We start from the raw sequence: 24,746 nt of genomic DNA on the forward strand, positions 1-24,746 counted from the left end.
TTATGTCGTTACTGCCCCGAAAGGTTACACCCAATTCCCCCTCCCACCTGGTTTCCTTCCCTCACTGGCGTTCGCCCAAAAATAAATACCTGTTTAAACGGTCAGCTTTAAATCTCCGTATTTCAGCTAGTTATTCAAAGACAATAACGAAACGAAATTAGCGCTACGTTGGATAGATCCACAAGTGGCATAAATCTGGCTTGAGTCGACAAGTGTTTTGTATACAACATCTATAAAACATACACACACTTTAGATCCGCAAGCCTGAAGCGCCCTATCCCGTACAGGCTGCAGATGCCCCGTAACCAATGATGCTCGCCCGCCGCGACGAAGATTTGTCGAGCCCCGCGCTCATGCACAGTCATCGCAGCGCCGAGAATCAGGAGCCTGCCGGAATGCGTACAAGTCTCTCCAATAACATCGCGCTGGATCTGCCCTCCTCCACCACTGCCCTCGATGACAAGGCCGCAGCCTCCCTGGCCCTGAGCCCGCGGCTGCACAACAAGGACCTGGCGCCGACCAAGGCCGAAGGTCGCCGCTGGGGCCGCTACAGCATCTTTGCCCTGTGGACCAACGACGTGCACAACATCGCCAATTACTCCTTCGCCATCGGCCTCTATGCCCTGGGGCTGGGTGGCTGGCAGATCTTGCTGTCCCTGGGGATAGGCGCGGCACTGGTGTATGGCTTCATGAACCTGTCCGGCTACATGGGTCAGAAAACCGGGGTGCCGTTCCCGGTGATCAGCCGGATCAGCTTCGGGATCCACGGCGCGCAGGTTCCTGCGTTGATCAGGGCGGTCATTGCGATTGCCTGGTTCGGGATCCAGACCTACCTGGCGTCGGTGGTGTTCCGCGTGTTGCTGGTGGCGATCCACCCGGGCTTCGCCGACTACGACCGCGACTCGATCCTGGGCCTGTCGAGCCTGGGTTGGGTGTGTTTCGTGGCGATCTGGTTCGTGCAACTGGTGATCCTGGCCTACGGCATGGAGACGGTACGCCGTTATGAAGGCTTCGCCGGTCCGGTGATCCTGGTGACCGTCGCGGCCCTGGCCGGTTGGATGTACACCCAGGCCGGCGCCACCATTGCCTGGTCGATCCGCGAGCCGCTGACCGGTGGCGAAATGTGGCGCAATATCTTTGCCGGCGGCGCGCTGTGGCTGTCGATCTACGGCACCTTGATCCTCAATTTCTGCGACTTCGCCCGCTCCTCGCCGTGCCGCCGAACCATCATCGTCGGCAATTTCTGGGGCCTGCCGGTAAACATCCTGGTGTTTGCCGGGATCACCATCCTGCTCTGCGGTGCGCAGTTCCAGATCAACGGACAAATCATCGAAAGCCCGACCCAGGTCGTCGCCTCGATCCCCAACACGTTCCTTCTGGTGCTGGGCTGCCTGGCCTTCCTGATCGTCACCGTGGCGGTGAACATCATGGCCAACTTCGTCGCCCCGGCGTTCGTGCTCAGCAACCTGGCGCCCAAATACCTGACCTTCCGCCGCGCCGGGCTGATCAGCGCTGCCATTGCCGTGCTGATCCTGCCGTGGAACCTCTACAACAGCCCGCTGGTGATCGTGTATTTCCTGTCGGGCCTCGGCGCCCTGCTCGGGCCGCTGTACGGGGTGATCATGGTCGACTACTGGCTGCTGCGAAAAGGCCGCATCAACGTGCCGCAACTGTACAGCGAGGACCCGAACGGTGCGTATTTCTACAGCAATGGGGTCAACCTGCGTGCGGTGGCGGCGTTCATTCCGGCCGCGCTGATCGCGATTATCCTGGCCCTGGTACCCGGTTTTGACGCCGTTTCACCGTTTTCCTGGCTGATTGGCGCTTCGATTGCAGGGCTGCTGTACCTGATCATCGCCAAGCGCGAACCGTATTACGAGGACGTCAGCGGCGAATCCATCGCTGTGGATAACGTTCATCATTGATCCGTCACGGCCCGACCGGTACGGGCCGCTTACTTTCATGCATCAAGGAGGACAGCTCATGCGAATTCTCGTGGTCAACGTCAACACCACCGAATCCATTACCCAGGCCATCGCCCGCCAGGCCCAGGCCGTGGCTGCGCCGGGCACCGAGATCGTCGGGCTCACGCCGCATTTCGGTGCCGATTCCATCGAGGGCAATTTTGAAAGCTACCTGGCGGCCATTGCAGTGATGGACCGGGTGATGTCCTACGACCAGCCGTTCGACGCGGTGATCCAGGCCGGCTACGGCGAGCATGGCCGCGAAGGTCTGCAAGAACTGCTGAACGTGCCGGTGGTGGATATCACCGATGCCGGCGCCAGTACGGCCATGTTCCTCGGTCACGCTTATTCGGTGGTCACCACCCTGGACCGCACGGTGCCGCTGATCGAAGACCGACTCAAGCTGTCCGGCCTGTTTGACCGCTGCGCCTCGGTACGGGCCAGCGGCCTGGCGGTACTGGAACTGGAGCAAGACCCGCAACGGGCGGTCGAGGCCATCGTGCGCCAGGCCGAACTGGCGGTCAGCCAGGACAAGGCCGAAGTGATTTGCCTGGGCTGCGGCGGCATGGCCGGGCTCGATGAGCAGATCCGCCAACGCACCGGGGTGCCGGTGGTCGATGGCGTGACGGCGGCGGTGACCATTGCCGAGTCGCTGGTACGGCTGGGGTTGTCGACCTCGAAAGTGCGCACCTACGCCACGCCTCGGCCCAAGACCATCATTGGCTGGCCGGGGCGATTTGGGCGGTGAGTTCACAGGCTTGGACCGAGATGCCTTGAATCGCGAGCAAGCTCGCTCCCACAGGGTTTGTGGTGTTCACTAGACTGCTGATCATCCCCACCAACTGTGGGAGCGAGCTTGCTCGCGATTGAGGCCAACGCGGTCCAGCGCCCAACTCAAACCGCACTGAACCGCCGCGCCAACCCCTGCTCGGCAAACTGTTCGATGATGAAATCCACGAACGCCCGGGTCTTGCCCGGCAGCAACTTATGCTCGGCGTAGTAAATGGAGATATTGCCGTCATCGACGTACCAGTCCGGCAACACTCGTTGCAGCGCGCCGGACTCCAGATAGGGCACGGCCACCGGCATGCTTACCAGCCCGATGCCCAGCCCTTGGGCCGCGGCCGCACAGTCGGCTTCCGAATCGCTCATGGTCATGCGGGTCTTGAGCATGAGCGGGCTGTGTTGCTGGGTTCGGCTGGTCAGTTGCCAGGAACGCACGCGGCCGGTTTGTGGCGAGCGAATCAGGATGCCCTGGTGCTGTGCCAGATCTTCCGGCTCCACCAATGCGGCGTGGGTGTTCAGATAGTCCGAGGATGCAACCAGCACCCGATGGGCCACCGCCAACTTGCGCGCCACCACGCCCTGGGGCAGCTCGAAACCACCGCCGATGGCGGCATCGAACCCCTGGCCGATCAGGTCTACCTGGCGGTTATCGAAATGCCAATCCGGGTTGATCGCCGGGTAGCGCCGCAAAAACTCTCCTAGCAATGGCACGACATACAATCGACCGAACGCCGTGCCCATGCTCACCTTCAGCGTTCCCGCCGGTTGCCCGCCGGCGCTGGCCAGGTTGGCGACGGCGTTCTGGATGGTGTTGAAACTGCTGCCGACTTCCTCCAGAAACAATTGGCCGGCTTCGGTCAGCCTCAGGCTGCGGGTGCTGCGCTGGAACAGGCGCACTCCCATCCGCGCCTCCAGCTTGGCGACGCTTTTACCCACCGCCGCCGGGGTCACGCTCAAACGGCGCGCCGCTTCGGCAAAGCTGCCGACTTCGGCGCTGCGCACAAAGCATTCGATACTGTTGAAGGTCTCCATGGGCCTCACTCTAAACTTTTGGTTTAGACAGACTATAGCAATGACGGTCTACACAGCCCATGACGTCTTCTTGATACTCGCTCCATCACCGCGGCATCTCGCCCCGGCACTTTTTGGAGAACATCATGAGTACCCAAGCACTGAACGGTAAAGTCGCCTTGATCCAGGGCGGTTCTCGCGGCATCGGCGCCGCCATCGTCAAACGCCTTGCTGCAGAAGGCGCCGCCGTGGCCTTCACTTACGTCAGCTCTGGCGCAAAATCCGAAGAACTGCAGAACAGCATCACCGCAGCGGGCGGCAAGGCCTTGGCAATCAAGGCGGACAGCGCCGACGCCGATGCCGTCCGTAACGCCGTCGCCGCCACCGTCGAAGCTTTTGGGCGGCTGGACATCCTGGTCAATAACGCGGGCGTGCTGGCCATGGGGCCGCTGGATGAATTCAAGCTCGAAGATTTCGACCAGACCCTGGCCGTCAACGTGCGCAGCGTGTTTGTCGCCACCCAGGCGGCAGCGCGGCACATGGTCGAAGGTGGCCGGGTCATCAACATCGGCAGCACCAACGCCGACCGCATGCCCTTCGTCGGCGGCGCGACCTACGCCATGAGCAAATCCGCGCTGGTGGGCCTGACCAAAGGCCTGGCCCGCGACCTCGGCCCACGCGGCATCACCGTCAACAACGTACAGCCCGGCCCGGTGGACACCGACATGAACCCGGCCGACAGCGACTTCGCCTCCAGCCTGTTGTCCCTGATGGCCGTGGGGCGCTACGGCAATGTCGATGAAATCGCCAGTTTCGTCGCCTACCTGGCAGGGCCGGAAGCCGGTTATATCACCGGCGCCAGCCTGACCATCGACGGTGGTTTCGGCGCCTGATCGAGCCGATCATTGTGGCGAGGGAGCTTACTCCCGAAGGGCTGCGCAGCAGCCCTTTGCTGTCAGGCCCACTCCAATTCCGGCAAACCGCAAAGGCTTGGCTGGAACATTTTCAAGGAGCGGATGATCCCGTCAGCATGGGCGTATTTTTCGTCCGCCATGGCCGAATCCGGAATGGCAATGGCGGTCATGCCGGCGGCCTTCGCGGCTGTCACGCCGAACGGCGAATCCTCGAAAACCAGGCAATCGCGCGGCTCGACACCCAGGCGCCGGGCGGCGGTAAGAAAGATATCCGGCGCCGGTTTCGCCGCGCCGACTTCAGGATCATCGGCCGTCACGATGCAATCGAACAGCGCGAACCAGTCCCGGTGCAAGGTGGTTTTGAGTTCGAACGTGGCACTCGATGAACTGGTACCCACCGCGATCGGAACGTTATGGGCTTTGAGATGCCGCACCAGTTCCTCGGCGCCGGGCATACCCAGGGCGTGAGGAAAACGCTCGCGCATCAAGGGCTCGCGGATGACCAGGAATTCCTGGGGGGTGATCGGCAACTCCAGGGCCTGGACGACGTAATTGGCCAGGTCCGTGGCCCCGCGCCCGATGATGTTCTGCTTGACGCTCCAATCGAACGTGCGCCCGTAGCGCTCGGCGATAATGGAGGTAACCTCGGTGTAGATCCCCTCGGTGTCCAGCAACAGCCCATCCATGTCGAAAATCACAGCCTTGATCGGGCCAAACTCTTTCAGCGGTGCATTCATCGCATCTGATCCGTTATCAACACAACATTCCAGGGATGGCTCAGGTGCGGCCAGGGTAGCGTGTTCGCCTTAAAGGATTCAGCAGGATAACGAAGGGGGCTTGGAACCGGCAATGGGAAATCTGAGGATGAGCGTCTGTGGAGAGGGAGCTTGCTCCCTCGCCACTAATGTAGGTTGGTGATGGGAGGTTACTGGCCGGAGCCACCCGAGCCCGAACCACTACCGCCGGAGCTGCCACCGCTGTCACTGGTACCGGTTCCGCCGTTGGTCCCACCGCCCGCATCGGCACCGCCCATCGTGCTGCCGCCACTCATCGAACCGCTGCCCGTGCCAGGGCTGGTGCTGCTGCCACTGGCATCGCCGCCATTCCCGCCGCCTACAGAGCCCGGAGGCAAGGCGTTAGCGCTGGGACCGGAATTGGAGCCGGCTTCCATTTCCGAGGAAGGTGGCATTCCGCCCTTGTCCACGGGGGGCGTACCGCTCGAAGATTGTGCGAAAGCGGCCAATGAACTGACGGAAAGAATTCCGGCGAGTGTCAGCGCTGTCATGTTGGATTTCATCATGGTGAGTCTCCTTTTCAAGATACTTACCTGATGTCTGGCACCCGTGGCGGGGCGATGGTGCCACTGAATCGACAAGCGGGCTCGTCGATCAGCTCGGCGTGCCAGAGGCGTCGTCACCGGCGATGTCTGGATCATCCGGAGTCGCTTCAACGTCCTCGTCGTCGCTGGGCACCTGCTCGACGCCCGTCTCATCATCGGGCGGGAGCTGGTCGCGGCTCAACGGGTTGGTAGGCGATGGCAGCGGGTACTCCGGGGTTTCTTCGTCATTGGGAACGGGGGAATCGGCAGTCATAGAATCTCCTGACAGGTGCACGCACCTGTCCTGCAGCCTAAAGTACGCGGGCGTTCAGTTTGAGCGCCTTCACTCGTAGGATTCGTCCTCAAGTTCAGCGTCCTCATCGTCGAGCAAGGGCACTTGGGCATCATCCATCAGGGAACCGGGGTCTTCGTTGCCCGGGTCGTTGGGGCCCGGATCATTGATGAAGGGCACGCCCGTCGGGCCTTTTTCTTCCTTGCCTTCGGTTTCCGGCGTCATGGCACACCTCGCAATCGCTGATGGATGTATGAATTTGAGGTGGGGGGGCGGCAATCGTTCCGGAGAAATGTTCAGGGAAGCCCTGTTCACGGGAATGGCAGGTCAATAAAAAACCCGGCACAAAGGCCGGGTCTTTTCATTCAAGCATCCGCTTAACGATGATTTCTCTTGTGCTTATGCTTGTGCTTCTTGCCGCCGGAGTGACCGTCGTTATCATTGGACAGGTTGCTGCCCAACGCGCCGCCCGCCGCGCCGCCGACGCCAGCGCCGATGGTGGAGCCGGTGGAGCCGCCCAGACGGTTACCGACGATCGAACCACCTGCCGACCCCAGGCCACCGCCGATGGCGGCTTCCGTGCGGCTGCCCTTGCGCGCCCCCACGGCGCTGCCGGCTGCGCCGCCGACACCCGCGCCGATCGCGGCGCCTGTGCTGCCGCCCATCTGCTGGCCGACCACGTTGCCCAACACACCGCCCAGACCACCGCCTACTGCAGCGGTACCGTCGCCGGCCGCCATCGCGCCCTGGGCAACCACCAACCCCAATACCAAGGTGGACAAAGTCAAACGCATGATAGAAACCTCAAGAATGCCGCATCGGGGAGAAATGGCCAGTGCGCGCGGGCGCGAGTGTACGCCAAACAACATCAGCCATGACGGTTGGACAACGAAACGGTGGATTATTTTATGACAGGCAAAAAAAAGCCCGCTGGGGAAACGGGCAGGTACTGCTTTCTAACGGATGAGCTGAGAGTACGTACCTGCTTGTGAAAGAAACGTGAAAGAAACCGCCGGTTGAGAAAAGATGAAAAATATTTACGCAAAGACCGGAATGCTCCCCGTAGGAGCTGCCGAAGGCTGCGATCTTTTATCGTTCGCTTTGGATTCAATCGACAGGAGAAAGATCGCAGCCCGTTGGGAGCCTGTCACTTCTTGACCGGAACCCTGGGCAAGAACTTGGCCTTCTCCCCTCGCTGCACTTTGGCCACCTTCGTCCTGATGGACTTGATCGGCTCGTCGCCAAAGTCGGCATGGTAGGTCGACTGACCACATTGCAATCCTTCATTGATCGGATACGCGGCTCCGAGCTCCTCGCTGTACGATGCTCCCATTGTCTTTCCCCTTTCATTGAGGTCCATACCGACAACAATCGGTTGCCTGACAATATCGACCTTCACGACAATGAGACTAGTCGGTCATCAACAGACTGTTTATTCAACAAGCCTCTTCGCCGACGAGTGGAACTCGCTGTTTCAAAAAGGAAACACTCATTCAGCGCCCAGCATCGTCCGGTTCAATACCCGGGAAACCTGGTCGGCCGAATAGGGTTTGGACAAGAACTCAAAGCCTTCATGACCACTGTGGGCCAACTCTTCGCTATAGCCGGAAGTGAGCACCACTGGCAGATCCGGGCGACGCTGGCGCAGTTCCCGGGCCAAGGCGATACCACCGATGCCTGGCATCACCACGTCAGAAAATACCGCGTCGAATGCCATCGCATCCGGCCCGACCATTTCCAGCGCTTCTTCGGCATTGGTCGCCCAAGCGGTTTCGTAGCCCAGGTCCTGGAGGATCTGGTTGGCAAAACGCCCCACCTCCAAGTTGTCTTCCACGATCAACACCCGGCGCTTGCCCTTTTCCAGCACCAGGTGCGTGACCTCTTCCTTGACCGGCTCGTGGTTTTGCTCGGGCGCCACTTCCGGAAGGTACAACGTGAACACCGTGCCCTCGCCCACCACGGTCGAAACATCGACGTTGCCACCGGACTGTTTGGCAAAACCGAACACCTGGGACAAGCCCAGCCCCGTGCCCTTGCCCACTTCCTTGGTGGTGAAGAAGGGTTCGAAGATGTGCTCGAGCACTTGCGAATCAATACCGGTACCGGTGTCAGCCAAGGCAATGGCGGCAAAGGACTGCCCGGCCCCGGCATGACCACGGATCGGCGGTATGCCACCGCCGCAACTGAGCCGAAGCCACAGCGTGCCCTGGCCGTTCATGGCATCCCGGGCATTGAGGGCCATGTTGATCAACGCCGTCTCGAACTGGCTCAGGTCCGCACGGATGTAACAGGGCCGATCACACAACTCGACGTTGACCTGGATCCGCGCTCCGGTGACGGTTTGCAGCATGTCCCCCAGGCTCTGTACTTGCTTGCCCACATCGATGACTTCTGGCTTCAACGGCTGGCGCCGGGCAAACGCGAGCAACTGGCTGGTCAACTTGGAAGCGCGCTCCACAGTTTCGGACACCGCCGTCATGTAGCGTTGCCGGCGCTCTTCGGACAAGTTGGGCATGCGCAGGAAGTCCACCGAAGAACGGATGATCGTCAGCAGGTTGTTGAAATCATGGGCCACGCCGCCGGTGAGCTGGCCAATGGCTTCGAGTTTCTGCGACTGGCGCAGCGCCGCTTCGGTCTGTTTCAAGCGCGTGGTGCGTTCCTCGACCCGCTCCTCCAGCGTCGCGTTCAATTCAGCCAGGGCCGCCAAACCCTCGCGCACGGCAGCATCGGCACGGGCGCGCTCGATGTGGGCCCAGGAGCGCTCGGTGACTTCCATCAGCAGCGCCAGATCGTTGGATGACCAGACCCGCGGCGTTTTGTCGTGAATGGCCATCAGCGCGGTCAAGCGCCCGCCCTTGATCAACGGCACGCAAATGGTGGCCGCGATACCAATGGCCTGGAACGTTGCCGCCTCCTCCGGCGCCAGTTCCTTGAGGTTATCGTTGATCACCAGCGGCTTGCCAGCCCGCAGGTTGGCGACGGCCAGCCGCCCAAAATCAGCCAGCCGATAATGCCCGAGGATATGGGGCGAACCGGCCCTGGCCCAATCGCCGCGAATGGTGAAGCCGTCCTCGTCCTCATCCATGTCCGCATAGGCACAATTGGACAGGTTCAAGTGCGCCGCCAGAATCCGCGTGGTGGCTGCCATGATGGCCTGCGGGTCCGTGGCGTTGGCCACGGCATTGCCGATAGCATCCAGCACTGCCAGCCGCTGAGTCATGAACACCGTGGACGTGGTTTCGGTGACCGTATCCAACATGCCCACCACTGTGCCGAACTGATCACGGATGGGGCTATAGCAGAATGTGAAATAAGCCTGCTCAGGACCGCCGCCGCGCTCGATGACCAGGGGGAAGTTCTCTATATAAGTGGCTTGCCCATCGAAGGCCGCCCGCACGATCGGCCCGATATCGTTCCAGACCTCCCGCCACACCTCATCGAACCGCCGCCCCAACGCCTCAGGCTTGTTGCCGAGGATGGTCAGGAACGCATCGTTGTACAACGTGATCAGGTCCGGTCCCCACACAATGGCCTGGGGAAAATGCGAGGCGAGGCTCAGCGCCACCGTGGTTTTCAACACATCAGGCCACTGCGAAGGCGGCCCGAGCGGCGTGTCTCCCCAAGGATGGCGCCGAACCCGTTCAGCCATTTCTCCAGAGCTCTGAAGCCAATCTGTCATTGCGTTCGATCCTTCTGAGACGCCAATACCAACGAGGGGGGAAACGCTTGTGACCCCAGGCAGGGCCGTATTATCCCGCGACGGGTGGGAATGCGCGATTGGATTGTGGGAGGCGTCGGGGGGCAAATGGGGGGTGAAGGGCGGAAATCGGGGGTTAGGCTACAGAAATGTCTTACATATCGTTGGGAATGGGCTTGATGTAGGTGAAGAGACTGCCAAGTTGTAAGACATACAGCTCGGATGCTTAGGACGATGGCAACGTCCTACATATGATTGGGAAACCCCTTCGCTATCAATCCCTTGCGTATTTTTTGCGGTGACGTCTATAGTTTTGGCGTCGCCCAAATGGTGGCCGGGTTTGGCGACTCGATTGACACAAGTGCAACAGTGCTTTCTGCTGTGGTAGAAGCACACTCGTGCTCACAGAAACTGCTTTATGGCAGCTGTGCGCGGGAGACCTTCGGGTCTGCCGGCTCCTTGTGTCACCGGTTCGCCAACCTGCGTACAGCTGTCACCCTTTGTTTGGCGACAAAGTGTGGCAGTTCATTCATGACACAAGGAATTGATATGAACCGATACATGGGCCTTACCAGCAACGCCGACGACCAACCCCTCTACGTCGATACCACCGCCCCGCTACACATCCTGCTCGACTCAGCCGCCTATCGAATCCGTGCCGCCACCCAATTCCTGGAGAACCTGGCGATGCGTGATGAACTGACCATCGATCCCGCGACCTTGCAAGATCTGGCACAGCTTTGCTGCATCCCGCTGCGTGATGGGTGTGACGTGATGGATGTGATTGCACGACGATTGGATGCGGCACCGGCAGGTTCCACGTTATAAACCTGCCCGCCAAATAAGCCTGCAACCGACAACCTGTGGCGAGGGAGCTTGCTCCCTCGCCACGGCTCATCGTTTTCTTGAAACGCCAGAGCACTGCTCATACAGCACATCACGGATGTTTTTACCCATAGCCCGTGGAGACAGAAAAACAGCCCCATGCTATGGTTTGGTCGTAAGTAGAGGACTTTCCAATGACCCAAACAGCTACTGCTAGCGTTGCGACTCAGGTCCAAAAGCTTGCTAAAGCCCACAATGTCACTGCTGAACTTGACGGTATGAGCCGTATGGCTGCGACCATCACTCGTTTGGCTGGGGATGTCGTCGAGCTGGATGGCATCGAACAGCTGCTCGTCAATCTCAAGAGAAAAGGCGTCCTGAGCAAGTCGCAGATCCTGACGCTCCAAGGCGAGTACCTGCAGGAGAAAAGACGCGCCAAGAAACGTAGCGCATGAGTTTTGATCCGTTCGGTGATTTCGAAACCGCAGGGTATCTCCGAAACTCATTACAACTTAAAGATCCTATTGAAGTAAAAGAATCTGAGCATCTTTCCTTCGAGGCAAGTATCGAAGATGCTCTTGCTTGTCTGGCTAAAAGGAAACCCATTACCCTCCAGACAGTGCTCGAAGTTCACAAAATTTTATTTTCGGGCTTTTATCCTTGGGCGGGGAAAGATCGAAACGAGCTTGTACCTCACCTGGCGGTCTTCAAAGGTTCTCATAACGATCCCCGCAGTACAGCTTTCGAGCGCCCGGAACTCATCAAGAGGTCTGTCGACTATGCACTTGAACTGGCGGCTGATAAGAAATACTTCAGAGAGCATCCTGGCGAGGTGATGGGTCAACTGGCTTTCGCACACCCCTTTCTTGACGGCAATGGACGCACGATTCTTTTAGTCTTCATGGAGCTCTGTTATCGGGCCAAGTTCGCTATCGACTGGTCAAAAACAAACAAAGACGATTACCTACGAGCGCTCAGCGATGAGATCCGCGAGCCTGGCCAAGGGCATCTCGACAACTACCTGAAACCATTCAGAGTAACCATATCCAGCCGTGATGAGTGGCCGGAAACGATCAGTGGCATCCGAGGCCTAGATGGCCTGGACAAAGAAGACATCACGTACGAGAGCCTGGACAACCCAGAAGTCCAGCAAATTTATAAGACACACAGGGTAAAGCCCCTCGACCCTTAACCTTCTACGTGCCGGAAGTACAAAATGCTTGAGGTAAAACCTTCCACGACATTGCAAGCGGACAGCTTCTGGATGGCAATCTGGCAAAGTGGAGCCTTGAGTATCCAAGAAGCCGAAAGGCGGGCGCAGGGCTCGCAACGTTTAAAAGAGGCTTACTCATCAGTCCCTTTCTACGCCAGAAAAGCGGCTCGAGATCCACAATTTTGGAGCAAGTTTTACGCGAGCCGCGTGAATTCGTAGAGCACTCAAGCGGGAGCAAGCTCCCTCGCCACGGGTGCATCGTCGACCTGAACTATTCGACAATCCCGTTATAAACAACAGTCGCAGCGCCCTCCTTCTTGACCATGAGCTTGTTCCCTTCCGCCATGGCCTCGACCAACTCAGAACACCCCTCCACTTCACGCTTGCCATCAACACGCTCGGCCTGGGTGTCGAAACTGAATACATAGGTCGACGCCGGGCAAGCATTGCCGCCCTCCCCCGTGGAAACCACCAGCACATACTTGCTCGGACCAAACGTGTAAGCCTTTTCAATCGTCACATAACCGGTGTACTCGGCCTGCTCGACAACGGATTCCATGACGTTCATCACACCCGTCCGCGATTGATAATTCAGCGCAGTTGCCATCGCCTCAGTCTGAGTCGTGAAAGGTCCGGCACGCTCGGTATTGACGGGCAGCGGTTGATAGGCAACGCCCGGCGGCGCGGGAGGTGCGGCTTGAGTCTTGGCGGTGGTTTTTGCAACAGGGCTTCGCTGGAGTTGAGGGCTGTCGCATTGGCCGTTTTTGCAGATGAAATCGCCTTGGCAATCGATGTCTTCCGAGCACGAGTTCGTTTCTTCGAAAGTGCTCTGATCGGCCTTGGCGTAACCGACGACGGCCAGTGTCAGGAGGGTGCAGGCGAGCAAACGCTTCATCGGTGAAGTCCTTTTCTTGGATGGTGGTTGGATGATCATTGCAAAACATTCCGGGATTGTCTCTGTCGCCTCCGTTTTCCAGTGTCGGGTGGTCCCACTTTGGTTTACAGACTAGCCTTCCAAATGCCCGCACAAGGACGAACCATGGCTGACCGCAAACAACTCCACCAAGACGGCTACATTCTGCTCCGTCGAGCGATCCCGAACGAGTGGCTGACTGACTTGCGTAGCGTGTTTGATGCAGGCGTGCGGCCGTCGGATCAATGGCCAGTGCCCCGTGGCATGGACTGGCGCTATTCGATGCTGGACGATGATTCGAGGATTCAAGCCGTGTGTCGTCTACCCCAGCTACTGGCGGTGGCAGGTGAGTTGATCGGCGAGCAATTCTTCCTCTCCCAAGTGGAAGGCCGCGAGCCCCTTGCCGGTGGCGGCCACCAACCACTGCACCGCGATCTGTCGGCCCAACGACCAGGCGACATCGCCATCGCCCTGGCATTCTTCGACGATTACGGCCCCGAGAACGGCGCGACACGGATCGTCCCCGGCAGCCATCGCCCCGAGCCGGATGCGCCACCCTTCGACTTCAATGACGAGTCACGCGCTGTACAGCTTTCAGGCAGTGCCGGTGACATCCTGGTGTTCGATGTGGACCTGGTGCACGCGGGCAGCCTGAACGCGATTGGCGCACGCCGTCGCTCCATCCTGATCAGCTACTTCTCGGAATCGCTCTACGCGTCACACCTGGAAACCGTGGCGCTGCGCAATATTCGCATGGACACCCGCGACCGATTCGCCCCCTCGGCGTTTACTTTCGAGGACTAGGTTTCTTGATCGATGAAAGTTGTGCGCAACGGTTCGAATCCGAGCTTTAATACCCAAGCTTTTGAGAACCCCATTCAAGGAAGAAACGACATTGAAAACAGCTTTCGGCGCCCTGTTGTTGGCCTGCCTGACAACGACCGCATTGGCTGACGAAGCCCCCATCGGTTTTCAATCTTCCACCCTGCCGGATCCACACAATGGCCGTGCACTGGAAATGGTGGTCTGGTACCCGAGCGCAACCACCGCAGTCCCGCAACTGATCGCCGATAATGCGGTGTTTGTCGGCGCGTCCGCCGTGCGTAACGCGCCGCCAACTGCCGACGAACATCCATTGGTGGTGCTCTCCCACGGCTACAGGGGTAACTGGAGTAACCAGCTTTGGCTGGCCAGCGCCTTGGCCCAGAAGGGTTACATCGTCGCCGCCATCAACCACCCCGGCAGCACCACCCATGACCGCAGCCCCCAAGCAGCGGCGCAGTTATGGCAGCGCCCCGTCGACCTGCGCCGAGCCATCGATGCGGTCACGACTCACCCTGAAAAATTTGGTCGGGTCGCCAATGATCGAATTGCAGCCGTGGGCCATTCCCTCGGCGGCTGGACCGCCCTGGAAATCGCCGGCGCTCGCTTCGACCCAGAGCGCTTCGCCCAGGACTGCAAAGCCCATTCGCAGTTATCCAGCTGCACGGTTTACGAACAGATGAACCCCGCCAGCATCTCAGAAGCAAAGACCGAACTGGCCGCCGATTGGCGCGATAAACGTGTTACTGCGGTGGTCACATTGGACCTGGGTCTTTCGCGGGGCTTGACCGATAAAAGCTTGGCCGCGCTGCCGGTCCCCGCCTTGGTGATCGCTGCCGGTGTACCGTCGCAAGAGCTTCCCGCTGAGTTGGAATCTGCCAACCTGGCCAAGCGCCTGCCCGCAGCGTCCAGCCGTTACATCGAGATCAGCGATGCGAGCCATTTCAGTTTCATGTCGATGTGTAAGCCTGGTGCGCAGGAAATGCTTGAAGAGGAAGTGCCGGGGGACGGGATCATTTGTCGGGATGGTGATGGCGGTCGTGCTCGGGGGGTGATTCAGCAGCAGGTTGCATCGCTGATCGTTGAGTTTTTGGCGCAGTCATCGGGCTATAAAGAAGGTAGTTTGTAACCGGGTGGTGCTGACTTTAAGCGGTTTGATGCAAACGCCGGAGGAGCCATTTTTGCGCCCATACATATCAGTGGCTATTAATCCCGTCCGGTCAGAATCACTGGCCCTCCTACGAGCCACGGATTGGGTTCGTCAAAGCGAGCCGGTGTCGGCATTTCCCCTGCGAAGAAGCCCTCGAAAACCATCTGGAATCTCTCGCGAAAATCATAGATCTGCTTTCTTTTTAGATTTCGGATCTTGAAGAGATCCTTGCGATCAAAGTGGCACCCGAATAACAGAAAGCTGTAGCTGAATATCTCGAACACCCTATGTGAGAGCGCCTGACTGAAGCTTGCCTCTGTCGCGATTTGATAAAGTGCCCACTCCAGTAGCCAGTATTCTTCAAGATCCCAGAGTCCTGCTTCGTGTAACCGTCCGATGAACGAGGCGTCTTCGTATGCTTCGCACCCGACGAAATTTCTGGCGATCAGGGCGTGCGCATCCATGTTAAGAATTTCCATATCAGATAAGGTCGACAACGTACCGAGTTGCCACTCTCGGACAATGTACCGCAAAACTCCCGCGCCCTCCCCCGCGGAGCTGTTGGCTAGCCATTCACCTAACGGAGCCCAGGAAATGCCTGCTTTTGAAATTTTACCGCTCGAAGCTATTGGTCCTGTGCGTCTTGGTATAGCGCGCACTGTAGCGAGGCAAACAATGGCCGCCATTGGGTTTCCACTCGAGCATTCCCATGGCCGCCTCGATTATTTTTGCGAGTCCTGCATGCAGCTTTCCTACGGGCCAAACGATGAAGTCAGCTTCATTGGTGTCTCCGGAAACCCGAACGTCACGTTCGTCTTCAAGGGCATCGATGTCTTCAGGCACTCTGCCATCGACGTGTTTTCGCTGATGGCTGCTTCGGACAATTCCGGTTCGCATGAATTCTCACCATATGAATACCTATTTCCCAACCAAATCCTGGCGCTATGGGATGCGGATGAACAATACGACCGTCAAGGAGGAGAAAGTCGCGAGGTCTGGGGTCAGGTCGGAATCGGAAATAGCGCTTACCTAGCAGCCATTCGCGCCATCAAGACAAAAATGTGATGAGCCATCTTCTATTCCAATGAGAAAATTTACAGGGACAGTTTCGGACATAAAGCGACCGTTTGGGAACGGCAGCTTTTGGCCCGAAAGGAGTCAAGGTATGTCCCTTCCCCAATAGCTTCCGACTTAACTATCCTACGCCTCCACCCCAAACGGATTCGCCAAGATGTATCTGCGTTCAAGCGTGTTATGCCTATGCCTTTTCAGCACCCTGAGCCAGGCCGCTGTCAACTGTTCTGCCCTGGCGGAAAAGATCTCCGGCACCGTGCCTGAGTTTCATCCGTCGGTGCAAGGCAAGGTCATTGGCACCGGACGCCTGTATTTTCACGAAGCGCCGAATGAAGCCTGCGCCAATAAAAAGATTTTCGTAATACCCGGCGACTCTCTCACTGTTTACGCCAGCCTTGAAGACGAATCATGGCTGGAAGTGAACTTCATCGCCAAGAGTGGCGACGACTACACCGGTTGGGTAAAGGCGGACCGGGTCGAGATTGGTGTACCTTACGGAGCGCCACCGGACGGTGCCGACGAGGCGCCAGCGGGTGATGCCCAGTAATTCAAAATGGGTGTGCCGTTTTTCATTTTTGAAGCGCAGGAGAAACAATGACGGACTCGCCAGAAGGGAGTGCTCTGTTTCCGGCCGACCTCGACGTGGCTGATGCCACGGGTTTCGCTGCCTGGGCTCGCGTCTGGGCGGAGCTTGGCGTCGGATGCGCGCCCCAAGAGACGTACGAAGCACTCATTCGACGCTACGGCGAGCCGCATCGCGCTTACCACACCCTCCAGCATCTGCAGGAATGCCTTCAGGTGCGCCGGTTCGTCAACGCGGCCTGCCCGGCCCCCGCTGAAGTCGACCTCGCGCTATGGTTCCATGATGCGATCTACGACCCTCTTCGCAGCGACAACGAGCTGCGCAGTGCCCAATGGTTGGATGATGTGGCACGTGATAACGGCCTGGGCGATGAAACCCGACGCAGGCTTTACGAACTGGTGATGGTGACGCGACACGACGCTGCTCCGGCGTCGGCAGACGAAGCGGTGCTGGTGGACACGGATCTGGCGATCCTTGGGGCAGCGTTCGAGCGGTTCGAGGAATACGACCAACAAATTCGCCGCGAGTACCAGTTTGTGCCGTTGCCTGTGTACCGCCAAAAGCGCCGCCAGGTCCTTGAAGGTTTTCTGACACGCGGGCGCATTTATACGACTGCACCGTACTTCGACGCATTCGAGCAGCAGGCACGGGCCAATCTTGCACGCGCCATCGACCGTCTCGACTGAAGACTGGCGTCATTCGGCAAATCGGGGTTCAGCCATCGGACCAGGCTTCAGATCAATCGATCCACAACCCTCGCATTCCACAACTCCCGATACCGCTCCCGCCACCCCGGACTTCCCTTATCCAGCCACTCCAACGTCGCCTCAATACTTTCAGGGCTGATGATGAAGTGATTGATATGCTCCTCGATCCGCTCTTGCGATAGATGCAGCGCGTCCAAGTAACCATTGAAAGAGTCAGCCAGCACCACATACTCATCGCCCTGCTGACGGCGCCCGGTCCAGGCCGGTAAGCCCGCCACCATCGCCGCCACGTCCTGGCGCCCTTCGCGCAAATCCAGCAGCAAGATACTCGCGCCGCCGTCGCGCCCGATCGGCAACAATCCCGTCGCAGGGAAGCCGGGCTGCGCCCGCAGTTGCTCCAGTTCGAAGGGGTTGGATTCATACTCTTTGTCCGGATCCAGCCCGTACAGTGAAAAGCTGAGCAACTCCTCATCGCCATTGGCGAGCGTGGCCAGCACATCGTATTCCACGTAGGCGCCGTTGCAGGTCTTGAGGAACTGGCGATAGTCGTCCGGCAAGCGGGCACCCAGGCTGGCTTCCAGTTGCGCGATGGCAAGGTCGGTGGCGCCTTCACGGGTGTCTTCGAGGATGAGTCCACGGTAGTCAGTCATTGATGTCTCGAAAGGGTATGGGATGGGACGCGGTATCAATCGATCTTACAAAAAAAGCGACCGTTCACTCGGGTTAGTTTTCGGCCGCCCCTCCCGGCCTCACACCACACTCGCTCGATGCAGACTGCTCATATGCCCAACGCCCGCGGCCTTCAACCGGCTCACCAGATCCTCCCTAGCCGTTCGCCCCCCTGAACGCACGTATTCCAGCTCCGCAGCGGTTATCAATACCACCGGCACCAACCTGACCGGGGACAAGGGCATGTCATCCAGCTGGGTAGGGAAATCCGGCAGTGGAGCGCCGAGCAGAACGCCGGTGGAGTCGTCATCGGTCACGAAGAGTTTGGGCAGTTGATCGCTCATGTGGTGCGATTGGCTCAGCCCGGGAAGTTCAAGGGATAGCGCCCCGTGCTGGTCGAGTTGGTGGGTGATGCCACCCGCGTCGGCCACCGTTTTGGCGACGTGTTCCACCAGCTCGAATGCCCAGCTGCGTTTGAAAGGGTCGACCTCTCCCACCGGGCCATAAGCGTGCTCGGGGATATCCGCGGTTTCGACGAACAATTCCATCTCGAAGCCGTTGCCCATTCCTTCCGTATCATCGAATGGATCGGACAGGCCTTCGGTGGCGAGAATGATCGCGTCGCCGCGGCGAACCACGCGGTAGGCCTGGCGGGTCGAAGGCCAGTACGGGCCGCCGGAAAAGGTCGGGCTGATCAGGTAGGCAAGGACATCCCGCTCGACCGTACCGACAGCGCTCCAATGACGATCCAGGCACGCTGCGCCGGCTTCCCGGACGGCCAGATTGGCTGCTTCAGCCTCGCTCAGGTCGCCAAGCTCGTGGGACTGCGGCGCGGGCTGGTCGTTTTGGGTTTCAGGTTTTTTCGATGAACCGAAGAGCTTCTTGAAGAAATTCATGGGCGTTCCTATCCGAAAATTGCAGTTGATGTAGGCTCAGTCACTACGCCTGGATCGATTTCAAAAGGATGAATATGACGTTGACGGTCGAAAGTTTGGTGAGCATAGCAATGACCAACCCAATCAACGCACAAATCACCGCGCGCTTGCCTTCACTCGGTTTGAATCAATGCATGCTCACGGCTGGTTGCCTATTCCAAGCCGTCTGGAATCATCAGTCGCAGCGGCCACCCGCTTGGGGCGTGAAGGATTACGATGTTTTTTACTTCGACCCCGATCTGTCTTGGGAGGCCGAGGATGAAGTAATCCATGCCGCCCAGCGTCTCTTCCAGGACCTCGACGTCAACATCGAGATCAAGAACCAGGCGCGCGTCCACCTTTGGTACGGTCAGCGGTTTGGCAAGCCCTATCCTCAGCTTCAGTCGGCCAAGGATGGCATTGATCGTTACTTGATTGCGGGGACGTGTATTGGGCTGGATGTTGAAAGCGGTGAGGTCTATGCGCCCTATGGCCTGGATGACGTTGAGCAAGGCGTCCTTCGCATGAATCCAAAAAATCCCCAGCCGGACTTGTTCGATGAGAAGGCGAAAAGTTATCAGGCTCGCTGGCCGTGGCTCAGCATTATGGAGAAATGATGCAAACCGCCATAGTGCTGTGGCGAGGGAGCTTGCTCCCGCTGGGTGGCGAAGCCGCCCCAAAACGTTCTTCCAGACAAACGGCATCAACCGGTCTACGACGGCTACGCCGCCGAGCGGGAGCAAGCTCCCTCGCCACGGAGTGCGATCTTTAAGGCTATATATGTAACTTGCTGCCGCCTTCGCGAGCAAGCTCGCTCCCACAGGAGATTGGCGGTGGGTAGCGGTTCTGTGGAGTTCATCCTATCCACTCAACCTTGACTCATCGTCCCCGAAAAACTCGCCTCCACCGGCCCGGTAAGAAAGACCACGCCCAGGCCATCCCATTGCACCGTCACGCTGCCGCCATCACATTCAACCTCGACGGTGCTGTCCAACAAACCACGACGAATCCCATTGACAACCGCACCGCACGAACAGGACCCCGACCCCAGCGCAATACCCGCCCCGCGCTCCCAGATGCGCAACCGAATATGTGTGCGATCAATGATCTGGACAAAATGCACGTTGGTCTTGAGCGGAAACAGCGGGTTGGTTTCGATGGCCGGTCCGATCGTCGCGATATCAACGCTAGCCAGGTCATCGACAAAATAAGTGCAGTGGGGATTTCCCATGCTGCAGGCGACTGGACTGCCAGCAAGTGGCAAGGCAGCAGTGTCCAGTTCTTGCGCCAAGGGAATGTCCGACCAGCCGAAAAGCGGCACGCCCATGTCGACGGAAATGGCGCCGGTGGGGGTACGTTCGCAAGTAAGCAAACCCCGGTTAGTGCGCAGCATTAGCGAAGTCACATTTGCTTCGCGCATGAGCAGGTCCGCCGCACCTCGTGTCGCGCTGCCACAAACGTCCAGCGCGGAGCCATCCGCGTTCCAGAACATCACCCGCGCAGCAGCATCGTCGCAATCGAGCAACACCGCGAGTTGGTTGAAGCCTATGCCCCGGTTTCGATTCCCCATCCGCTGGGCCATGGCACTCGTCATCGCACTGGCCGAATTTCGCGAATCGACAATCACGAAGTCATCGCCATTGGCATGCATCTTATGAAAGCTCAGTTGCATGCAAACGCCCTGCTGGAGATAGAAATGGAATTACCGTCAGGATCTTTGGCGTTGGCAAAAGAGTAACCGTCTGCCCTGTGCGTCGCGCCAAACTTCAGGCCCTGGGCCAGGCACTTTGCCTTGAAACCTTCTACATCCTGGAGATCAAAGACAAGCTTTACGGTGACTTGCCCCGTTTTAACGGCCTTCCCCGCAGGGTGAACCATGAGGATCGCGCCACCGTTTGCAGGGCTCAATTCGGTGACGCGGTCATCGACTTTTCTTTCACTGGTAAAACCGAAGTGACGCTCATAAAAATCGCAGGTCGCTTGAACGTCCCGGACATACAGCATGATTCGATTGAGTGACGGTTGCATGGGGTCTTCCTTGATCATTGTGAGTGTTGCGCTTGCTCATATGCCTTGGTCATGACCGCCCAGGTCTTGGCGTCGGCAGGAATCAGATGCTCGATACGCAATGAGCTCATGGTGATGTCGAGCGGCATGCCGAAGGTTGTGAACGTTGACATGAACGTCAGCTCCCCCTGGGGAGAGTCGACTCGTGTCAGCAACAGCGGAGGCAGTTCGTTCGCCAGCGCCGCAACGCTGCGTGGGGCCGGCAGGCTCTTCAGAATCTCAGCCAGCGCGGGATTGTTCAAGGCTTCCCGAGATGCCCGTTGCCAGGCCACTACTCTTATTTCCTCGGCGTTGCTCAAACGATCGCCCAAGCCACCGGGTTGCAGCAGTGTCACCAAGAGGTTGAGTCCCTCTGCCGCCTCTCTGGCAAGCCCAACCAGATCGAACAAGACACCCGCGCTGGCATTCGCGGCAAGGATGTCCCATTGAGCATTCAGAACAATCGCCGGAGCGGGGTTATTGGCGTGAAGTACATGATCAATGGCATCACGTACCACTTCCATTGACGACGACGTGAGCGGTGTCGTTTCGTAGCGAGGGGCGTAACCACTGGCCAGGAAGATGTCGTTGCATCGCTCCAAAGGTACATCCAGGGCAGTCAATAAATTATGCAGAGTGCCGGGGCTTGGCTTGGCGCGCCCCGTCTCGATGCAACTAAGGTGACGCTGGGAGATGCCTGTGATCAGTGCGCAGTCCAGCTGACTCAGTCCAGCCTGTTGGCGCAAGTGACGCAGTTGCCCACCGGCCGAGGTTGGCGGCGTCGTTCGGGAAAAAGGTCGATTGGTCATCCGTTGACTCTGGCATTGCGGGTGAGCGGCGTCGATGACCTCTGAGGTCATTGAAACCATGACGGTCAAATCACTAGCCTGCCTCCACTGATCAATGAACTTGTCCAAGGAGGCAAAGTGAAGAAACCTTACATCGCACTTGTCACGCTGCTGCTTTTTTCCGTGTACACGGCGAGTACTTTGTTTCTCGCCGAGCAATCGCTCCTGGCGTTCGGCATCGGGCTCATGTCTCGCCCAGACACCGCACAGGTCGTCATCGACCTTTATCTGCTCGCTTGCATGGCGTGCATCTGGATGTACAAGGACACACGTTCGAAAGGCAAATCGCTCGGATCGCTGCTGCCTTACTTCCTGATCACAGCCATCTTCGTATCAATCGGTCCACTGTTGTACATCGTCGTTAACGGATTTGGACGCCGATCGCCGGTGACAGGTATTCCTGATTACCCACCGCCTTAAGCAACGCACCACAGCGTCCCCATCATGCGCATGCCTCCAGGCACTCCAGCACTTCAAACCGCTGGATCATAACCGCAGAAAACGATTGCCGCTCAAGGCCAATCAACAAGCACCGCTTTCGGATCGCCCTGGCGCATCTGGGCCAGTTCGGCATCCGCCTTGGCTTGCGTCGCGTGGCAGAACTCGAAGGCGTTCTGGGTCTTGCCGCTCGGTCCCTTGGCCTCGGCCATGCATACCACCGCACCCGGTGCACAAACAGCGCTGTTAAGTTTGAAATCCCCCCAAACACCAGGTTGTTCCTGCTTCACCTTGGCGATGTAGTTTTTGAGCGAGGGTTGCATGTCGCTCGCGGCTCCGGGGATCAATTTGACCGGGCTGACGCTAGCGCCGTAAGTATGCTGGGTGGACAGCACGGCGGTGCAATACAGTGCATCGGCCGGAACCGCAGCAGCTACGCCGTTCGCCATCACCGTCGGCGTCATCGATACTTGAGTCCCGCCAGGCCCCACCAGAACCGGCACGCTGCTGAACGCGTTGTTGCGCCATACCTTCAGGTTCACCCGCGAGCCAATCGGCGCTTTTGCAACGGCCACCCTGAAATCGATTGAATCGGCGATAAGCCCGTTATCCACTGCCACGATCACGTCTTGAGGCAAGATCCCGGCCTGTTGCGCACCGCTCCCCGGAACAGTTGACAGCACCACAACCCCAGCTGGGGGAGCTGACAGGGCCATGGCCCGCTTCGGATCGATGGTGTCGATGCTGGCGCCGATCCGGCCACGAGGTAAATTGGCGGGCTGGCAAGCTTTTTCCAGCCATACCTGGCTGGCCGCTTCTTTTCGAGCCGTGGCGACCTGCTTCATGATCGGCTCGGCGCTCGCCTGGTACATCGGCACTTCGCTGAGGGACATTTCGATGTACTCACAGGACTTGGAGCGATACCGGTCAGGCGTTTCCCGGGTCACCAGTTTTTGCAGGTCAATGGGCGGCAGGCCTTGGGGCGCGGCAATGGTGGAGGTCGCCGGAGAGACGCTGGCAGAGTCCGCAGTCGCGACCGAGGAAACAACGTAGGCGCCGGCCGCCAGGCCTACGGCACTGGTCATTACGCTGGTGTCCACTCCCCCCATGGGAAGCAGCATCGCACCGACTACCGCCGCCTCACCGAGACCGCCATCAGAGGCACAGCCAGCCAAGGCAGTGAGCGAAAGTGCAACGGCGAGCCTGGTGCTTGATTTGAAGGCAGGAGCAGACATTTCGCTTCTCAGTGATGGATTCGAATGGATCGTGCCGCATCATGGCAAAGTGCCTTTAAGTTGTATATCGAATGCATGTTCGCCCGGATGCCGCCCGTCTCAATCACCACGGCAACGAAGTGCTTGGTTTGAGGTTGGACAGGATGATGGCCAAATAGTACCTTGCCTGGACCCGCCTGAACGCCACGACCCCAGAGAAGCCCATGTCGACAAAATGCCTTGCTGCAATACTGGTGCTCTCCCCGCTCCTGGCGTCTTGCGTCAACCCCATGTACAGCGCCGCCGAGCGAGCCGAAACAGCGGAATACCTGCGCAAGGTCAGAGACCCGGCGACGTACTACGCCATGGATTGTGAAACGTTCCTGGCAACCAAACGGGGTTGGGAACAATACCCCAACATGGCCGCCGACCCCGTTAACCTCGTGATCCAACAGGTCGCCACACAACGCGACTGTTCAGCCGGCAGCGCTCCTGTGCCCAGCGCGGCTGCGGTGGCTCCGACAGCCGTGACGCCAGCGGCAATGCCCGCCCCCGTGTCCAATCAGTCGGGGACCTTGGGCCTGCACATCACCCCTGTTACACCGACGGTGGCTCGGCAATTCGGCTTAGCCGCTGTCAGTGGCGTCTTGGTCTTGGGACCCGTACCAGGAAGTGGCGCTGAAAAGGCAGGTATGTTGGCCGGCGATATCGTTTTGCAAATTGCCGGGACTTCGGTCAATAGCCCGGCCGAGCTGACCGCTGTCGCCAGCCGTATTCGACCTGGTTTCGCGGCGCCGCTGAAGGTGTGGCGTTATCGGGCTCCCATCGATGTGCTGGTGGAAGTAGGCGACTCATCGGGCATGGCGCCCTCGGTAGCACCTGCGTCTGCGGCAGTCGTCGCGCCGACGCCGAGCCTCCCCCCGGCCGCCCCTGTTACATCACCAGCGAGCAATAGCGCGACAAATACTTCGTTCTGTTTTGCCCTGTTCGAGGCCAGGCAAGTCCAGGGGCTGAGCGACTATCCATCAAGGGGCCTTATCACCCCCGTCTGGCAAGGCCCGGCACTGAGCGGCACACCGGCTCGTCTTGCCATGCCGGAGTTCCAGGCATTCACTCGGGCCCAAGGCTACGACGTGAAAATGCAACCGATGTTCTGCCAACCCATCGGCGCCAGCGAGCAGTGCCAGGCCCTAGGGTCGGAGAGCTTCATGCTGACCACTCGCAGCTTTACCGCGATGGTCAATTGCACTGAAACCTTGCAGGGCGTAGAAACAACGCGCGGTCTACTGCTCAAACAGTGGCCTTATCTGCAGACCACCGCGTGGCGTCCTTTGGCGGGTCAGTAACG

General features: G+C 58.8%; 30 protein-coding genes. 14 read left to right on the forward strand and 16 right to left on the reverse strand.

The genetic code is table 11. The features are described 5' to 3' along the window. Positions 1-395: 395 nt before the first annotated feature. Together AB7M32_RS23970 and AB7M32_RS23975 are read left to right on the forward strand one after the other, a co-directional pair. Entirely contained in the window at positions 396-1,925 is a 1,530-nt protein-coding gene (locus AB7M32_RS23970; RefSeq protein WP_454251591.1) for an NCS1 family nucleobase:cation symporter-1, read from the forward strand. 58 nt (positions 1,926-1,983) lie between these two features. Then, a complete protein-coding gene (locus AB7M32_RS23975; protein ID WP_060741345.1) occupies positions 1,984-2,712 on the forward strand; it encodes an aspartate/glutamate racemase family protein in 729 nt (242 codons plus the stop codon). Between the two features lie 146 nt (positions 2,713-2,858). On the opposite strand, the gene AB7M32_RS23980 is transcribed toward AB7M32_RS23975, so the two are convergent. After that, complete coding sequence (locus AB7M32_RS23980) at positions 2,859-3,782, reverse strand: LysR family transcriptional regulator (protein ID WP_454251592.1); 924 nt, start codon at positions 3,780-3,782, stop codon at positions 2,859-2,861. Between the two features lie 125 nt (positions 3,783-3,907). Between AB7M32_RS23980 and AB7M32_RS23985 the strand changes: the two genes are divergently transcribed. Beyond that, on the forward strand, positions 3,908-4,654 hold the full coding sequence (locus AB7M32_RS23985) for a 3-oxoacyl-ACP reductase family protein (RefSeq protein ID WP_072406193.1): 747 nt from the start codon (positions 3,908-3,910) through the stop codon (positions 4,652-4,654). A gap of 62 nt (positions 4,655-4,716) precedes the next feature. Here AB7M32_RS23985 and AB7M32_RS23990 read toward each other — a convergent pair whose 3' ends face one another. The 7 genes from AB7M32_RS23990 to AB7M32_RS24020 all read right to left on the reverse strand — a co-directional run bounded on the left by AB7M32_RS23990 (position 4,717) and on the right by AB7M32_RS24020 (position 9,964). Further along, positions 4,717-5,412: an HAD-IA family hydrolase gene (locus AB7M32_RS23990; protein WP_072406195.1), complete on the reverse strand. Its 696-nt coding sequence runs from the start codon at positions 5,410-5,412 to the stop codon at positions 4,717-4,719. Between the two features lie 188 nt (positions 5,413-5,600). Further along, positions 5,601-5,975 carry a hypothetical protein gene (locus AB7M32_RS23995; RefSeq protein WP_072406197.1) on the reverse strand — a complete coding sequence of 125 codons (375 nt, stop codon included), beginning with the start codon at positions 5,973-5,975 and terminating at the stop codon, positions 5,601-5,603. An 88-nt stretch (positions 5,976-6,063) separates the two neighbouring features. Further along, positions 6,064-6,267 carry a hypothetical protein gene (locus tag AB7M32_RS24000; protein WP_454251593.1) on the reverse strand — a complete coding sequence of 68 codons (204 nt, stop codon included), beginning with the start codon at positions 6,265-6,267 and terminating at the stop codon, positions 6,064-6,066. Positions 6,268-6,336: 69 nt separating this feature from the next. Beyond that, positions 6,337-6,510, reverse strand: coding sequence for a hypothetical protein (locus tag AB7M32_RS24005; RefSeq protein ID WP_170842313.1), 174 nt, complete (start codon positions 6,508-6,510; stop codon positions 6,337-6,339). A gap of 152 nt (positions 6,511-6,662) precedes the next feature. Continuing rightward, entirely contained in the window at positions 6,663-7,079 is a 417-nt protein-coding gene (locus tag AB7M32_RS24010) for a glycine zipper domain-containing protein (protein WP_072406201.1), read from the reverse strand. 353 nt (positions 7,080-7,432) lie between these two features. Next, entirely contained in the window at positions 7,433-7,684 is a 252-nt protein-coding gene (locus AB7M32_RS24015; RefSeq protein ID WP_454251594.1) for a hypothetical protein, read from the reverse strand. A 90-nt stretch (positions 7,685-7,774) separates the two neighbouring features. Beyond that, positions 7,775-9,964, reverse strand: coding sequence for a response regulator (locus AB7M32_RS24020; RefSeq protein WP_454251595.1), 2,190 nt, complete (start codon positions 9,962-9,964; stop codon positions 7,775-7,777). 567 nt (positions 9,965-10,531) lie between these two features. Between AB7M32_RS24020 and AB7M32_RS24025 the strand changes: the two genes are divergently transcribed. From AB7M32_RS24025 to AB7M32_RS24035, 3 genes are all read left to right on the forward strand, one after another. Continuing rightward, complete coding sequence (locus AB7M32_RS24025) at positions 10,532-10,810, forward strand: short-chain dehydrogenase (protein WP_186709697.1); 279 nt, start codon at positions 10,532-10,534, stop codon at positions 10,808-10,810. Positions 10,811-11,001: 191 nt separating this feature from the next. Next, positions 11,002-11,262 carry a hypothetical protein gene (locus AB7M32_RS24030; RefSeq protein ID WP_454251596.1) on the forward strand — a complete coding sequence of 87 codons (261 nt, stop codon included), beginning with the start codon at positions 11,002-11,004 and terminating at the stop codon, positions 11,260-11,262. After that, on the forward strand, positions 11,259-11,999 hold the full coding sequence (locus AB7M32_RS24035; RefSeq protein ID WP_454251597.1) for a Fic/DOC family protein: 741 nt from the start codon (positions 11,259-11,261) through the stop codon (positions 11,997-11,999). The genes AB7M32_RS24030 and AB7M32_RS24035 overlap by 4 nt, the downstream gene beginning before the upstream one ends. Before the next feature lie 292 nt (positions 12,000-12,291). Here the strand turns inward: AB7M32_RS24035 and AB7M32_RS24040 are convergent, their stop codons facing one another. Next, on the reverse strand, positions 12,292-12,915 hold the full coding sequence (locus tag AB7M32_RS24040; protein ID WP_454251598.1) for a hypothetical protein: 624 nt from the start codon (positions 12,913-12,915) through the stop codon (positions 12,292-12,294). A gap of 144 nt (positions 12,916-13,059) precedes the next feature. On the opposite strand from AB7M32_RS24040, the gene AB7M32_RS24045 reads away from it, so the two are divergent. Both AB7M32_RS24045 and AB7M32_RS24050 read left to right on the forward strand, forming a co-directional pair. After that, the gene (locus tag AB7M32_RS24045) at positions 13,060-13,737 is read left to right on the forward strand and encodes a phytanoyl-CoA dioxygenase family protein (protein WP_454251599.1); all 678 of its coding nucleotides are present in this window, start codon (positions 13,060-13,062) and stop codon (positions 13,735-13,737) included. Between the two features lie 91 nt (positions 13,738-13,828). Continuing rightward, complete coding sequence (locus AB7M32_RS24050; protein WP_454252193.1) at positions 13,829-14,884, forward strand: alpha/beta hydrolase family protein; 1,056 nt, start codon at positions 13,829-13,831, stop codon at positions 14,882-14,884. Positions 14,885-14,961: 77 nt separating this feature from the next. Here AB7M32_RS24050 and AB7M32_RS24055 read toward each other — a convergent pair whose 3' ends face one another. Next, a complete protein-coding gene (locus AB7M32_RS24055) occupies positions 14,962-15,369 on the reverse strand; it encodes an Imm41 family immunity protein (RefSeq protein WP_454251600.1) in 408 nt (135 codons plus the stop codon). 130 nt (positions 15,370-15,499) lie between these two features. Here AB7M32_RS24055 and AB7M32_RS24060 point away from each other — a divergent pair, with 130 nt between their 5' ends. The 3 genes from AB7M32_RS24060 to AB7M32_RS24070 all read left to right on the forward strand — a co-directional run bounded on the left by AB7M32_RS24060 (position 15,500) and on the right by AB7M32_RS24070 (position 17,248). Then, complete coding sequence (locus AB7M32_RS24060) at positions 15,500-15,970, forward strand: hypothetical protein (protein ID WP_454251601.1); 471 nt, start codon at positions 15,500-15,502, stop codon at positions 15,968-15,970. Positions 15,971-16,136: 166 nt separating this feature from the next. Then, a complete protein-coding gene (locus AB7M32_RS24065) occupies positions 16,137-16,526 on the forward strand; it encodes a hypothetical protein (RefSeq protein WP_454251602.1) in 390 nt (129 codons plus the stop codon). A gap of 47 nt (positions 16,527-16,573) precedes the next feature. Next, the gene (locus tag AB7M32_RS24070) at positions 16,574-17,248 is read left to right on the forward strand and encodes an HD domain-containing protein (protein ID WP_454251603.1); all 675 of its coding nucleotides are present in this window, start codon (positions 16,574-16,576) and stop codon (positions 17,246-17,248) included. Between the two features lie 47 nt (positions 17,249-17,295). On the opposite strand, the gene AB7M32_RS24075 is transcribed toward AB7M32_RS24070, so the two are convergent. Further along, positions 17,296-17,919, reverse strand: a complete 624-nt coding sequence (locus AB7M32_RS24075; protein ID WP_092474861.1) for an SMI1/KNR4 family protein — start codon at positions 17,917-17,919, stop codon at positions 17,296-17,298. A 99-nt stretch (positions 17,920-18,018) separates the two neighbouring features. Further along, positions 18,019-18,834: a suppressor of fused domain protein gene (locus tag AB7M32_RS24080; protein WP_454251604.1), complete on the reverse strand. Its 816-nt coding sequence runs from the start codon at positions 18,832-18,834 to the stop codon at positions 18,019-18,021. Positions 18,835-18,908: 74 nt separating this feature from the next. Between AB7M32_RS24080 and AB7M32_RS24085 the strand changes: the two genes are divergently transcribed. Next, positions 18,909-19,469 (forward strand): nucleotidyltransferase family protein, encoded by a 561-nt coding sequence (locus AB7M32_RS24085; RefSeq protein ID WP_454251605.1) that lies wholly within the window; start codon positions 18,909-18,911, stop codon positions 19,467-19,469. 251 nt (positions 19,470-19,720) lie between these two features. Here the strand turns inward: AB7M32_RS24085 and dapF are convergent, their stop codons facing one another. Genes dapF through AB7M32_RS24100 form a run of 3 tightly spaced genes read right to left on the reverse strand, consistent with a single transcriptional unit; the run spans position 19,721 to position 21,707 of the window. Beyond that, positions 19,721-20,524: a diaminopimelate epimerase gene (gene dapF, locus AB7M32_RS24090; RefSeq protein ID WP_454251606.1), complete on the reverse strand. Its 804-nt coding sequence runs from the start codon at positions 20,522-20,524 to the stop codon at positions 19,721-19,723. After that, positions 20,515-20,880, reverse strand: a complete 366-nt coding sequence (locus AB7M32_RS24095) for a VOC family protein (RefSeq protein WP_060741326.1) — start codon at positions 20,878-20,880, stop codon at positions 20,515-20,517. The genes dapF and AB7M32_RS24095 overlap by 10 nt, the downstream gene beginning before the upstream one ends. A gap of 14 nt (positions 20,881-20,894) precedes the next feature. Beyond that, positions 20,895-21,707, reverse strand: a complete 813-nt coding sequence (locus tag AB7M32_RS24100) for a helix-turn-helix domain-containing protein (RefSeq protein WP_072406591.1) — start codon at positions 21,705-21,707, stop codon at positions 20,895-20,897. A gap of 117 nt (positions 21,708-21,824) precedes the next feature. Between AB7M32_RS24100 and AB7M32_RS24105 the strand changes: the two genes are divergently transcribed. Then, the gene (locus AB7M32_RS24105) at positions 21,825-22,166 is read left to right on the forward strand and encodes a DUF2834 domain-containing protein (RefSeq protein ID WP_454251607.1); all 342 of its coding nucleotides are present in this window, start codon (positions 21,825-21,827) and stop codon (positions 22,164-22,166) included. A 92-nt stretch (positions 22,167-22,258) separates the two neighbouring features. On the opposite strand, the gene AB7M32_RS24110 is transcribed toward AB7M32_RS24105, so the two are convergent. Then, positions 22,259-23,419 (reverse strand): PDZ domain-containing protein, encoded by a 1,161-nt coding sequence (locus AB7M32_RS24110; protein ID WP_454251608.1) that lies wholly within the window; start codon positions 23,417-23,419, stop codon positions 22,259-22,261. 269 nt (positions 23,420-23,688) lie between these two features. On the opposite strand from AB7M32_RS24110, the gene AB7M32_RS24115 reads away from it, so the two are divergent. Continuing rightward, positions 23,689-24,744, forward strand: a complete 1,056-nt coding sequence (locus tag AB7M32_RS24115) for a S1C family serine protease (protein WP_454251609.1) — start codon at positions 23,689-23,691, stop codon at positions 24,742-24,744. Positions 24,745-24,746: the final 2 nt, after the last annotated feature.

The sequence above is a fragment of the Pseudomonas sp. R151218B TE3479 genome (assembly GCF_053629195.1).